The organism is Clostridium rhizosphaerae, assembly GCF_016765585.1.
GTDB lineage: Bacteria > Bacillota > Clostridia > Clostridiales > Clostridiaceae > Clostridium_AT > Clostridium_AT rhizosphaerae.
Map to the genome: position 1 here is coordinate 40,942 of NZ_JAESWC010000002.1, position 13,496 is coordinate 54,437.

Consider the following 13,496-nt stretch of genomic DNA (forward strand, 5'->3'; position numbering starts at 1 on the left):
CTTTAAAAAGCGTAGAGGTAGGAAAAGACAGTAGCCTGAAATCAATGGAATATATAACTTGAGAGATAACACCCACTGAGTTAGCTTAGGACGAGCTGGTTATGTGGGGTATTTTTTTATTCTAATTATTTTTTAAAATAAGTGCTTTTGTATTTTAAACTGACAGTCTATGTCATATTTGATATTTATAATAATCTTAAAGTTTCTTGATTATTTATAAAGGATGGGGACAATAAGTGAATTACAATGAGATGAACAAAGAAAAACTTATTCAGATTTTGATGGAGAAAGATAAAATACTGCGAGAATTACGGCTAAAAAATAAAAAATTAAATTACCTGGCAAGTATTGATGCAATGACAAGAGTACTAAACAGAAAATCAGGATTAGAATTGTTAGAAAGAGAGTTGAAATTTTCAAAAATTAATAATACAAATATAGTTGTTTGCTTTGTTGATGTAGATAAATTGAAATATATAAATGATGCTTTTGGACATGAAGAGGGAGACAAACTGTTAATAAATACAGCTTTAATTTTGAAAGAGAGTATTAGAAAAACTGATTTTGTAATTAGAATGGGAGGAGACGAATTTTTAGTAGTTTTTCCTCAAACAACAATGAAAGAAGCAAATAAAGTATGGTATAGAATTTTGAAAAGGGTAGAAGAAAGTAATGAAAATATATGATCAAAAGAGTACTAGCGAAGTTGGCGGTTTGTTCAATATAGCAGCAAAGAATCACCATTATAAGTCTTTATCCCATTCTCCGGATATAATTGGATTATTTTTTTCAATATTAGACCAGTTTATGAACACTTCAAGTTTTTTGAGTGATGGTCAATTGATTCGAATTGATTCCTCAGATAAGGAATCACCATTAAAAGGTAGTAATTTGCCGGCAAAATTGTTCTCTGGATTTTGTAACTGGCTGGGACACATTATGTCGGATATGGCAGGAAGCTCTGGTAATAGAGGTCCCGGCAGTACCGGACGTGGAACGGGTGTTTCTATTCCATTTATGGAATTATTTCAGTTATCCGATTTTGGCAAACTGCAGGTCGGAAAGGACAGGCAAACACTTGCGGAAGTAATGACACGAGTATTTCAAGAAGGATATGATTTAAGATTTGGTGCCGTTATGGCAATACCAGTATTGATTGAAGAATTGATGATTAAAGCAATATGGGTTATTCGTCAAAGATTCTTTGAAAATAAGAACTGGTCTGAGTGCATTCCAACAAAACAACACGCGGATTTACGCATTATGTTAATTGTAGGAAACAGCACATTATGCCTTATTGATGTTACGGATGCCGCAGTGCGTGGTGTAGTTGAGGACGGTAATGTTATGGTATTTATCCTGCATCTGAACTATGTGGCATGGGTAAGACTAATTATGTTAGTTTTGAGAGAATTACGTATAAGATTTGGTCCTGTTATATCTGATGCTTTTAGGAAATTTGAAGAAGAAATACTCTACATAGTAACACCGAAGGAAAGGGCCAATATACAGCAGTTTTATGATAGATTGCAGCAATTGGATGTATCTCATGAAATATTATTAAGGGAGTTTACAATTCAAGTTGAGCAGGAATATCAGCTTATATATCATGAGATTGAAGAAACCTTTTCAAGCAAAAATTCCACTGCGGTGCAGGCTGAACATTCTATGGCACTTGCCAAAGCCTGCGGTGTTGATGATTCAAAGATAATGAAAGATAATAAAGACTTAGATGACTTCTTTTTATAGGAGAAACGTAATGTTTTTTCAAACATTTAATCAAGAGGCAAAAGAGAAGTTTTTTGAGTTTGTATATAATATTGCAAATTGTAATTATAGTTTTGCTGAAGATTAAGGATAAATTTCTATTTCAGAAGACAATTCTTGCAATTTAAGAGGCAGCATTGTAAATTCAGAAGGCATATGACAAAACATAATAAAAGTTGTTATCGATTAAAGACGTAGATGTTTCCTTAAACGGTGCACGTGGAGACAGTCGTTATGATAGAGAGGAAATAGGCCGATATCAAAGTCTTTACAGATTTTTAGGTAAATTTAATAGTGTGTCTTATGTTCCCTCAGACTAATAAGTTTGAGGGAATTTATCTTTATGGGGTCGTATCTTTACGCAGAACTAAGGTTATTTGCGTTAACTTATAGGATCTGTGAAATTGTTTATGTTGATAGGGAGAATGCTCCTCTTGCCTTAACCAAACAAAAATTATAATTCTGATACATGATATCTTTAAAATTATAAAGAAATACTAAACTATTGAATAATAAATTGCTAATAGATTTTACTAATTTGTATTTATAATATGACATACAGTTGTCATATTATAAATGATATAGTTATATTAACTTGAGCGGTAAAATAGTCGTGCTGTTTTAGAGAGAGGAGAATATTCGAAGTGATAATTAATAATTTTAAACCTTATGAAGGTGAAAATTGTGAAACGACTGCTGTTGGCAATCTATTAAAATATAATGGTATAGTATTATCTGAACCAATGCTTTTTGGAATTGGTGAGGGAATTAGTTTTATTTATTGGGATAGTAAGCAAATGGGGTTTCCATTCCTAGGGGGAAGATGTAAGCAAGATGTTTTAACAGAAAAAATAGTTAAAAATCTTAATTTAAATATTGAAGTGTGCCAGACAACTTCAAAATCAAAGGCGTGGGAAAATGTAAAATCTAAGATTGATGCTGGAATTCCGGTAGGATTAAAACTGGATAGTTACTATCTTGAATATTTTACACATAAGATACATTTTGCTGGACATTATGTAACAATTTATGGATATGATGATAAGTTTGCTTATTTAATAGATACTGCTCAGCAGGGATCAAGTGTCAAGACAAGTTTATCAAGTTTATCAGATGCTAGAAGTGCAAAGGGACCAATGTCTTCTCCTAATAGGTCATTTATAATTACAGGGAAAAATGAGCTGCCTAATTTAAGGGAGATTATTATATCTGCTATTTATAACAATGCATATGAATATTTAAATCCTCCAATTCAGAACATATCTTTTAAAGGCATAAGAAAAACAGCAAAGGTTATTGTAAATTGGTTTGAAAAACCTGGGATTACTCCGGAATTAATTACGCAAACAGGAGTGTTAATGGAAAAGGCAGGTACAGGAGGGGCCTTATTTAGGAATATGTACAGAAATTTTCTTAAGGAATGTGATGAATTATATAAAGACTTAGAGCTTAATAGTTCCTATAAGAATTTTTGTACTATTGCCCATATGTGGACAGAGGTATCAAAGATGATTTGCAGTGCAGGGCAAAACAGCAGTAAACAAGACCTGCAAAGGGCATCTGATATACTCATGGATATAGCGACATTAGAGGAAGAAACTATGAAAACTTTATTAAGCAAAATGCAATTAAGGAAATAATATAGATATTTTATTTGCATTGTATATACTATGAAAAGTCGTACTAATGGATGGAAATGGATTTTTGGTTAGTGTAGTACTTCAAGTCACATTTGTCAAATCAAAAGTTTGAAAAATGTGACCTGTTTTTATTTTTTGGATGGATAAGTATAATTTATAAAATAATATTGATTATTATGACTGAAAAATGGCAAACTATTTATATTAGCTTTATAATATGTTACTGTAAAAATTATATATAAGTTATAAAAATTTAAAGTGGTGATTTATTTGAATATAATTATATGCGAGGATAAACAAGAGAATATAAAAGAAATTTCAAGAATAGCAAAAGACTTTTTTGAGGATAAAGGCTTTGAGTACAGTATTAATGCGTTTAATAATTTCGAGAAAACAATAAACTATATCAAATCTTTACATTCCTATGAGGATTGCCTATATATTCTTGATATAGATTTGAAGCAGGATAAGAATGGATTAATGCTTGGGAGAGAGATAAGAAATATGGATGAATATAAAGGAGAAATGATATATGTTACTGCTTATACTCATCAAATGCACAGTGTATTTAAGTACAAGCTCAAAATACTGGATTTTATAGACAAAGGTTACAATATGGAAAATGATCTTAAGGAGTCATTTAAGGTATATCTTAAAATTTATCAGGATAAGGTTCGTAATAAATCCTTAGTATTTAAAATTGGCGGGAACGTGTTTATGATAAGGCCTTCAGATATTGTCTGCATAGAAACTGATAAGACTAAAAAGAAGATTATTATTTATACAACTAAAGAACAAATAAGTGTAAATCTTACTTTGAAAGAAATTCAGGAAAAGCTTACAAACCAATTTATACAAATTCATAGAAGTATAATCGTCAACAAAGAGCACATTAAAAAGATGGAAAATGTTAACGAAGATTTATATGTTGTCCTTACTGGAGGGATAAAAGAGATTGTGTCAAAGAGAAGGGAAAAGGAGATAAAGGCATGTATTACACTATAGCTACTACATTAGTACAAACTTATCTTATATATGCTTTTGCTTATAAAAAAGTAAAGATTAATTTTAAAAGTATTTTTGCAGTAATATTAGTTATAATTGTTAAACCTCCTGTTATGACATTTTTAAAAGACAACTTTTTGTCTTTTATTTTTGTGTGGTTTTGCAATTATGTCATAGCTTATTTTTCTATAGGGAAGAACTTTAAACGTAATTTGGAACTTTCCTTTTTTGTTGAACTTATAACCCTTATGGCTTATTACATGAGTGCGGGCATTGTGCTTATTTTAGGCTACAGCATAAACATAAAGGATATATTTAACTTTAACATTTTGTTTTATAATGTTAATGGATATTTTATACTGATTTATTTGGGCGGCATGATTGCTTTCGGGCTGCTTAGAAAGTATATTCCAATGAGCTTTTCAGATGAAGATTCAAGATACAGAAACTTTAATGGGATATATATTGTTATGGCTATTAATATATTAATAAAATTAATAAATGATTTGAAGGTGAACTACGGAATTAAGTTAATAGCATTTGTTTCCATAAATTTCTTTATTCTGATTTTTTATATTATAAATGATAAATTGTATATTAAAAGAGTGAAAGATGAGATAGAAATAAAGGAAAAAGAAAATAGAATTAAAGAGCTGACCCTCTACATTGGAACTATAGAAGAATTAGTTGAAAAATATAGAGAGTTTAAGCACGACTATAAAAACATAGTTTTGGGTGCTGGAGCAGGCGGCCTAAATGAGAGCAATTTGTTAGATAAATTAAACAATGAAATAGTGGGAGATAAAAGCTATAATGCATTTTTGAATTTAAAGGATATAAGCTATATTCCATTAAAGTCTATTCTTTCTTATTACATTATGTTAAGTATTAAAGAAAAAATAGAAGTAAGTTTAATAACTATAGGAAAGGTAAAAGAATCTTATATATCTGAAGTGGATTTTTCAAGAGTTATGGGAATAATACTGGAAAATGCCATAGAGGAGGCCTCGGTAAATGATGATAAGAAAGTGGAGATTTATGTTGAGGTAATTAATGATGATTTAAATATCACTGTGGCAAATACTTTTAGGCAAAGAAAAATTAATCTGGATGAGATTTATGAAAAAGGGTATTCCAGCAAGGGCGAAAGCAGGGGGCTGGGGCTTTATAATCTTAGATCTATAGCTGATAGAAATTACAATATGGTTTTAAATACTTTTATAAGCGAAGGAATGTTTGTTCAAGATATACATTTTTCTTCTAATAATAGCAAAGTTATAGAAAATCAAGACACTGTATTATAGGTTTGCGTTTGGAACAAAAAATAATCCCCTAACGTAACGAAATTTTGAATTCAGGGAGCAGGTAAAGTCGTTCAAAGAAATAATATTTTATTTTTTTGATGATGGGTATAATATTGAGCCTGTGAAAGCGAAAAGATTTCAACATTAGTTTTTAGGGGGAAAATTATATGGCAAATTATAAAGGTAATGACCGTTTGTTAGTGGGAATGATTATTGGCGTTGCAACTTACTAGTTATTTGCCAGTTCTATAACAGCAGGTGTACTGCCACTTACTAAGGATTTGGGAATATCAAGTTCTGTTGTTGGTACTGCAGTAAGTATTACTGCGCTAATTTGCGGAGTTAGTATTGTAGCTGCAGGAAGTATTGCTGATAGAGTAGGAAGAGTTAAAATTACGCAAGTTGGATTTATATTAAGTATTATTGGTTCTATACTTTGTGCAATAACACAAGGTCAGGCACTTCTTATTGTGGGACGTGCTATTCAAGGGTTATCAGGTGCATTAATTATGCCGGCTACTTTAGCTCTTATTAATGCTTATTATCCAGGAGAGGCTCGACCACGTGCTCTAAGCTTCTGGTCTTTAGCTTCCTGGGGAAGCAGCAGTGTTGCTAACTTTTTCGGCGGAGCTGTAGTATCAGCTTTAAGCTGGCGCTGGTTATTCTGGCTTACTGTTCCGGCAGCATTGATTGGCATGTATTTAGTTAAGGGTACTCCAGAAAGCAAAATTACAAGTGAAAAGAAACAAAGTATTGATTATTTTGGAATTGTTACTTTAACTTTAGCATTACTTTCCTTAAATTTAGTTGTTACCCGAGGCAGACAGTATGGATGGTTAAGTGTTACTATTCTTTCATTGATTGCAGGTTTTATTGTTCTATTTTCTGTATTTTTAGCAGCAGAACGCAAGAAAGATGCTCCATTAGTTGATTTATCATTATTTAAAAGCAAAGGCTACAATGCAGCGGTAGTTTCTAATTTCTTACTTAATATGTGTGCAGGATGCTTATTTATTCTTATGCCTTATGTTCAAACAACACGAGGATTAACCTCATTCCAAAGCGGATTATTAACAATTAGTTATCTTGTTGCCATAGTATCAACAATTCGTGTTGGAGAAAAGGTAATGCTAAAGACAGGTTCTCGTATACCTATGGCTATAGGAACACTAATGGCTGCAGTGGGAATTTTCTCAATGACACTAACTTTTCTGCCAAATATTTTATATTTTACAGCTGTTGTAATTGGTCTTGGAATTATGGGAACCGGCTTTGGTTTTTATGCTACCCCATCTACAAATACTGCAGTTGGAAATGTTCCTTAGGAAAAAGCAGGTTCTGCATCAGGTATTTATAAAATGGCAAGTTCTCTAGGAGGAAGCTTTGGAGTTGCTATTTCCGGAGCTGTATCAACAGGTATTCTTATAGGCAATAAATCAGCTCAGAATCTAGCTGCCGGCTGGGGACTTGGAGTCAGCGTAATTGCAGGAACTATATCATTAATGGCTGTGTTGGCACTAGTGTCTAAAATAAATAAAAATGCAGAAAATAAGAAGAAGGCTGCATAATAATTAAAATTCAGAAAGGAAGGTTTTTTATGTCAAATATATTGGATAAAGCTAAAGAAATTGAAGAATACATTATTAATTTTAGAAGAGATTTACATGAAAATCCTGAACTTAGCGGCCAGGAATTTAAGACTCAGGAAAAGATTATGAAAGAGCTGGATAAGCTTGGAATATCCTATAAGAAGGCAGGTAATGCTTCTTTGATAGGTGTATTAAGGGGAAATAAGCCAGGAAAAACTGTAGCCTTAAGAGGAGATATAGATGCACTTCCTATAATAGAGCAGTCAGGGGTGGAATTCGCATCTAAAAACAGTGGAGTAATGCATGCCTGCGGGCACGATGCTCATGCATCTATGCTTCTTGGTGCCGCAAAAATCTTATCTGAAATGAAGGATGAGATAGCAGGTGAAGTTAGATTTTTCTTCCAAGAAGGAGAAGAAACCTTCACAGGCGCAAAAAAAATAATAGAAGCAGGCGGAATGGACGGAGTTGATGCTTGCCTTGGTATGCATGGAATGCCAGAACTTGAAACAGGATACGTGAATATTCAGCCAGGTTACAGAATGGCAGGCTGTGATACTATTTATGTAAAGTTTGAAGGAGTATCAGGACATGGTTCAGTTCCACACCTTGCTAAGGATACAATTCATCCGGCATGTACTTTTGTTACAGACCTTCAGGGGATAGTTACAAAAAATATAAATGCCCAGGATCCAATAGTAATTTCAGTAGGAAAGTTTGATGGCGGTACAAAGGCAAATGTTGTTGCGAAATATACAGAGATTGATATTTCTATGAGGTACTTTAATCCACAGGTTAGAGAAATAGCTCACGAAGCAATAAAGAGACATGCAAAGGCTATTGCAGATGCTTATGAACTTAAGGTAGATGTAAGAATAGAAGAAAGTGCACTTAGTCTTTACAACGATGATGAACTAGCAGCATTAGCTGACAATTCTATCACAAAGGTCCTTGGCGAGGGTAAAAATAAAACCTTACCTAGATATATGGGTTCAGAGGATATGCCATACTATTTCCAGCATGCTAAAGGAGTTTATGCCTTTATGGGATATAGAAACGAAGAAAAGGAATCTTTATACTTCCCGCATCATGAGAAATTCAAGATTGATGAAGATTACATGAAATATGGTACTGCATTGCATGTACAATTTGCTCTTGATTTTTTAAATAAATAAAATCCAAAAATCAAGAATTCTAAGAATGCTTTAATTATACATGAATTATTATTAATGAATGTATCCGGGACGGTTATCAACAAATAGTTATTTGGCTAAAAATTATAACGTAAAATTGTTAACCGTCCCCAATTATTCAAAATAGACTAACTAAGTTAGCACAGCTTCTCTTATATCTACCTTCTCAATAATTGTATCTATCTTTTCTTTAGCGCTTTCTATAGCCTCTTTCCTCTCTTGCTCAGTAGTGCCTGTACTATCTACTAGCAGTCTTTCAAATTTACTTATTCCCATAAACTTCATAATATCTTCAATGTAATCCAGACCTTTGTTAAACATTGGCCTCGTCATCCATGGGATGTTTTCCCCAGAGGATTGGATGTAAACTACTGTCCTTGGCTTATCATTAAGAAGCCCTTCAGGTTTTTCGCCTTTCTTAGGAAAGGTTATTGTTTTATCAGCTTGTACTATACAGTCTATATATTCCTTTAATGGTGCAGGGAAAGATAAACTCCACATAGGTGCAGCTATTACGTAAACATCTGCTTCTATAAATTGATTACACAACTCTACAATTTTATGAACTTCCTCTTGGTCCTTTTTTGCTAGTCTATTTGCTGCTTCTTCATTTACAACGCAATTTCTGCTTCAAAAATATTGATATTCTAATCTAGGTATATGTTCTTTATACAAGTCGAGTTCTTCTACTTTAAAATCCGGATACTTTTCCATAAATCTATTTACAAGGGCTCTTCCAACAGTTTTGCTGCAGATAAGTTTTCTGGTTTTGAATTAACGGTAATGTACAATAGTTTTTTCAAAGTAATAACTCCTTTATCTTAAACTAGTATTCCATATTAATGTTTGCATTTTTTAAAAATTAATAAACAATAAGCAAGGAGAATCCTTTTGCAATAAGGATTCTTTTATTGTATTTACAATAAAGTGAATTTGACATAGAAGTAGAAAAATGTCACTCTGTCTATGAAGTCAATAGACGGGAGAAAAATATGAATGAGTTTATTCGTAATGCATCTATAGAAGATTTTAAGAGAGGGTATGTATGGGATGGACAAAAAGCTGAGTTTATTTGTTTGATATGTGGAATATATATTGGTGAAAATGATGACAGTGTAAATATTCATATGGCTGAGCATGGAACACCTATTGAAAGGCTTCTAACGCTGGATAAAAAGCATACTGGCTTGACCGAAATTCAAAAAGAGTTTTTATATATGGTATCAAATAAATATAATGATAAGGAAATAGCAGCAAAGCTTGCATGTGCAGAATCAACAGTAAGAAATATGAGATTTGCATTAAGAGAACGAGCAAGGCAGGCAAGGGCTTTTTTGGCGGTTATGGAATTAGCAGAGGAAAAGATGCCAAAAATAAGAAACCCAAGGCTTCATGTTTTTCCTATCAGGGAAGAAAAAAGAAAAGCACTACTACCAAGGTTTGCTGATTTGTTTGAGCCTGATAAGACTTATACGGAAGCCGAAGTCAAAAAAATTATTAAAACAATTTATGAAGATGATGAAACAATACGCCGATACCTGGTAGACTATGGATACTTAAGCAGAAATAATGATGGAAGTCAATATTATAAAAATAGCAAGGAGAATAAGATGAGCAATATTAATAAAAAAGAAATTAAAAATATGTATAAGCAGAAGGAAATAGAGATGGGTATAATTCAAATACTTAATACTGCTAATGGATATTTTTTTGTGGATATATGTACAAATTTATAGAAGCCCTTTGAATCAATCAAGTTTCAATTAAACTTAGGCAAGTTTAAGATTAAGAAGCTGCAAGAGGACTGGAAGACTCATGGCGAAAGTGCTTTTGTGTTCAAAGTTGTAGATAAACTCAAAATTATTGAAGGCTCTACTGATAAAGAAAAGGTTGAAGATTTAAAAGAACTTTTAGATATGTGGATTGAAAGTCAAGGCGAGAACTTAAAGTTATACAAATAGATCAGTATTATGCCTGTTGCTATGTACCATCTAATGGCATAGATGCAAATGTCTAGTTTTACGTAATTATAGATATCTAAATCAAGAGCTAGATACATACTTTTAAATATATCTAACTTTTGTTTTGGATATCTATTTATCTGGCATAAGCCATTTTTATCTTATTTATTTCTTTGAATGTAAACTGCTAAATCCATTGTACGATATCATTTAAATTTTGTCTTGTTTTCTCATGTGGTTCACTTGCGCGATATCCAAAGCTTGCCATAACTGAAACTCCAAAGTGTTCAGAATTTAGAATACCTTCCTCTTTAAGAATCTCTTCTGCCTTTTCAATATTGAAGCCTTCAATTGGGCAAGAGTCAATTTGCAAAAATGCTGCTGCAGTCAGCATGTTTCCTAGAGCAATGTAAGTTTGCTTGCTTGCCCAATCAAAAAGAGTCCTATCACTTTCGAGTAAATTAAAGTCATTTTTTTGAAAGTTTTCATATGCAGCTCTCTTTCCATCTGATACATCCGCAGGAAGATTTTGCACCTCAGACATAATTCTTGTGATATATTCAGAATTATAAACTGTATCGATCTTTTTACGTGCAAGAATAATTACAAAATGGCTAGCTCCATTGAAACTATTTTGTGCTCCCCATGATACATGAAATAACTTTTCTCTAAGCTTTTTATCTTGAACCACAAGAAATTTCCATGGTTCAAAACCAAAAGAACTTGGAGAAAGACGCCCAGCTTCTAATATTGTATTAAAATCCTCCTCTGATACAACTTTTGTAGAATCAAATTTTTTGCAGGCATGACGAAATTGAAATGCCTCAATTATTTCTTGATTTTTTTTATTCATTCTTAAAACCACCTTTTAATTTAGTATAGGATAAGTCTATCATAATGAGATATTATATTGAAGTACGCACAATTTTTATATATAATATAAATAAATGTACCTAAGTATCTTTTTTATACTAAAGGAGTAGAATTATGAAAGAGCAAACCATGTATCCTGATTGTGATAACCGCCCGTGTCCAGTAGAAACAACTTTAAATATAATTAGTGGTAAGTGGAAAGGGATTATTTTATATAGATTATTAGGCGGCAAAAAAAGATTCAATGAATTACAAAGAATGATTTCTACTGTTACACATCGAACATTGACACTGCAATTACGTGAACTTGAGAGAGACAAAGTTGTAAAACGAACAGTATATGCTGAGGTTCCTCCTCGTGTTGAATACGAGTTAACCCCACTCGGTATATCAATGACTCCGATAATTCAAGCTATGTATAATTGGGGATTAAATTATCAAAATGAACAGAAACTTTAGAAGAGGTTAGAATGCAGAAATGACTAAAGGTTTTCTTCATGTTGAATAATTACAAAGTATATTTATAAGATATTGACAAAAAAATACTTGTAATATATTATTTAAAATAGTGTATGTACACGAAAAATTAATAAGGTGATAGTATGGATAGAAAAATTTATAAGAAAAAGCCGTCTGCATGTAATTGTCTCAACCTACGCCGGGCATCACAGTCAATTACGCAGGTATACGATGAATTCCTTGAGCCTAGTGGACTTAAAATAAGCCAATATTCATTGCTTAAGCATATAAAGTATATGGGACCTGTAAGTGTAAGTGATTTAGCTTTGAAAATCAGACTGGACAGGACTACTCTTGTTAGAAATCTTAAGTCAATGGAGGAAAGAGGATTTATCATAGATATTTCGGCAAATGGTGCACGCAATCGCCAGCTAAAATTGACGGATGCTGGGCTTGAAACTTTTGAAAAGGCAGAACAGCGTTGGAGTGAGGCTCAAGATTATATTGAGCATTATTTGGGCAAGGATTATATGGAGACGTTGACTGTATTACTTTCTAAAATTGAGGCACTTGTGCCTTAATATTTTTATAACAAACGTGTATATACACGAATTGTGTAAAGATGTTATCTAAGTCTGTAGTAAGCTGATATTACAGTGAGTAACAGTTATAACCTTTCTTAGTAAATGCAGCTATTCTGGCCGGCTTGACTGACATAAAAGGACAAATTAGCCTATAAATATAATGGGGGTACAATAATGAGAGACTTAATAAGAAATGAAATTAAAGAGTATGTATTGGAAAGCAAGGAAAACTGGTTGGAAGAAATCCAAGACCGCTACTTCGATGAACCTATTGTAAAATTTGCATCTTCAGAGGACCCGTTATTTGAAGAGTATAAAAAGATAATTGACATTGATCACTTAACTCCCAAGGAAGCCTTTGAAAGCTTTTTTGGTAAAGATAGCTATGAAGGTGGAACTGTTATAAGTATAGTTTTGCCTATAAATGAAAAGATTATAAAAAGTAATGCCGCCAAAAAGGATAATGCATCTAAAGAATGGGCTCTGCTGCGTGCATTTACAGATGGATTTCGGATAGGACTTAACAAGCATTTGGTGAATTTTTTAGAGCAAAAGGGTTATAAAGCTGTTGCACCTGCAGATCTTGAAGAATTTAAGATCTATAGCACGCTTTCAGGGCCAAGCTCTAACTGGTCAGAACGGCATATAGCATTTGCTGCTGGTCTTGGAACTTTTGGAATAAATGATGGCTTTATTACTGAAAAAGGAATTGCCATAAGGTTAACCTCCGTTGTAACAAACTTAACGCTTATACCGGATATTAGAAAAGCTGAAAGCCATACAGAAAATTGTTTGCTATTTAGAAATGGTATTTGTGGAGCTTGCATTAAAAGATGTCCTGTTAATGCTATATCAAAAGATGGTCATGACAAGATTAAATGCTGGAAATATGTTTATGGAGACGAGTCAAGAAAACTGGCTGAAGCCTATGGAGGAAATTCAGCAGTAGGGTCAGGCTGTGGTTTATGCCAGACTAAAGTACCTTGTGAATGTAAGAATCCTACTGCTATATTCCCATAAAGTATATCTGAAATCTTGCTTTCAAAGCACTTAAATATTAAAGAAATAAAAACAGCCGGGATCTATTCTACTTAGTCCTGGCTGTTTTCTACTATAATACA

The 13,496-nt window shown here is 32.7% G+C and carries 14 protein-coding genes and 1 pseudogene; 13 read left to right on the forward strand and 2 right to left on the reverse strand.

Going from position 1 to position 13,496, the window contains the following annotated elements; genetic code table 11:
• Positions 1-236: 236 nt before the first annotated feature.
• The 8 genes from JK636_RS03360 (at position 237) to JK636_RS03390 (ending at position 8,480) form a co-directional block, all read left to right on the forward strand.
• A complete protein-coding gene (locus tag JK636_RS03360; protein WP_202747441.1) occupies positions 237-686 on the forward strand; it encodes a diguanylate cyclase in 450 nt (149 codons plus the stop codon).
• Between the two features lie 253 nt (positions 687-939).
• Complete coding sequence (locus tag JK636_RS03365) at positions 940-1,749, forward strand: hypothetical protein (protein WP_202747442.1); 810 nt, start codon at positions 940-942, stop codon at positions 1,747-1,749.
• Between the two features lie 662 nt (positions 1,750-2,411).
• Entirely contained in the window at positions 2,412-3,407 is a 996-nt protein-coding gene (locus tag JK636_RS23770; RefSeq protein WP_202747443.1) for a BtrH N-terminal domain-containing protein, read from the forward strand.
• Between the two features lie 261 nt (positions 3,408-3,668).
• Positions 3,669-4,412 carry a LytR/AlgR family response regulator transcription factor gene (locus tag JK636_RS03375; protein WP_338025748.1) on the forward strand — a complete coding sequence of 248 codons (744 nt, stop codon included), beginning with the start codon at positions 3,669-3,671 and terminating at the stop codon, positions 4,410-4,412.
• Positions 4,397-5,716, forward strand: a complete 1,320-nt coding sequence (locus tag JK636_RS03380) for a GHKL domain-containing protein (RefSeq protein ID WP_202747445.1) — start codon at positions 4,397-4,399, stop codon at positions 5,714-5,716. Before JK636_RS03375 ends, JK636_RS03380 begins: the two co-directional genes overlap by 16 nt.
• Before the next feature lie 248 nt (positions 5,717-5,964).
• Complete coding sequence (locus tag JK636_RS03385; protein ID WP_338025749.1) at positions 5,965-7,041, forward strand: MFS transporter; 1,077 nt, start codon at positions 5,965-5,967, stop codon at positions 7,039-7,041.
• A 33-nt stretch (positions 7,042-7,074) separates the two neighbouring features.
• Complete coding sequence (locus JK636_RS23540; protein ID WP_243428112.1) at positions 7,075-7,284, forward strand: hypothetical protein; 210 nt, start codon at positions 7,075-7,077, stop codon at positions 7,282-7,284.
• Between the two features lie 29 nt (positions 7,285-7,313).
• Positions 7,314-8,480 carry an amidohydrolase gene (locus JK636_RS03390; RefSeq protein ID WP_202747446.1) on the forward strand — a complete coding sequence of 389 codons (1,167 nt, stop codon included), beginning with the start codon at positions 7,314-7,316 and terminating at the stop codon, positions 8,478-8,480.
• Positions 8,481-8,630: 150 nt separating this feature from the next.
• Here JK636_RS03390 and JK636_RS03395 read toward each other — a convergent pair.
• Positions 8,631-9,301 (reverse strand): annotated as a pseudogene (locus JK636_RS03395) (FMN-dependent NADH-azoreductase).
• A 189-nt stretch (positions 9,302-9,490) separates the two neighbouring features.
• On the opposite strand from JK636_RS03395, the gene JK636_RS03400 reads away from it, so the two are divergent.
• Complete coding sequence (locus tag JK636_RS03400; protein WP_243428113.1) at positions 9,491-10,234, forward strand: DUF2087 domain-containing protein; 744 nt, start codon at positions 9,491-9,493, stop codon at positions 10,232-10,234.
• A 96-nt stretch (positions 10,235-10,330) separates the two neighbouring features.
• On the forward strand, positions 10,331-10,459 hold the full coding sequence (locus JK636_RS23775) for a hypothetical protein (protein WP_274601588.1): 129 nt from the start codon (positions 10,331-10,333) through the stop codon (positions 10,457-10,459).
• Between the two features lie 187 nt (positions 10,460-10,646).
• On the opposite strand, the gene JK636_RS03405 is transcribed toward JK636_RS23775, so the two are convergent.
• Positions 10,647-11,312 carry an NAD(P)H-dependent oxidoreductase gene (locus tag JK636_RS03405; RefSeq protein ID WP_202747447.1) on the reverse strand — a complete coding sequence of 222 codons (666 nt, stop codon included), beginning with the start codon at positions 11,310-11,312 and terminating at the stop codon, positions 10,647-10,649.
• 134 nt (positions 11,313-11,446) lie between these two features.
• On the opposite strand from JK636_RS03405, the gene JK636_RS03410 reads away from it, so the two are divergent.
• The 3 genes from JK636_RS03410 to JK636_RS03420 all read left to right on the forward strand — a co-directional run bounded on the left by JK636_RS03410 (position 11,447) and on the right by JK636_RS03420 (position 13,395).
• A complete protein-coding gene (locus tag JK636_RS03410) occupies positions 11,447-11,791 on the forward strand; it encodes a winged helix-turn-helix transcriptional regulator (RefSeq protein ID WP_202747448.1) in 345 nt (114 codons plus the stop codon).
• Positions 11,792-11,934: 143 nt separating this feature from the next.
• Positions 11,935-12,372 carry a MarR family winged helix-turn-helix transcriptional regulator gene (locus JK636_RS03415; protein WP_202747449.1) on the forward strand — a complete coding sequence of 146 codons (438 nt, stop codon included), beginning with the start codon at positions 11,935-11,937 and terminating at the stop codon, positions 12,370-12,372.
• Between the two features lie 177 nt (positions 12,373-12,549).
• Positions 12,550-13,395 carry an epoxyqueuosine reductase gene (locus JK636_RS03420; protein ID WP_202747450.1) on the forward strand — a complete coding sequence of 282 codons (846 nt, stop codon included), beginning with the start codon at positions 12,550-12,552 and terminating at the stop codon, positions 13,393-13,395.
• Positions 13,396-13,496: the final 101 nt, after the last annotated feature.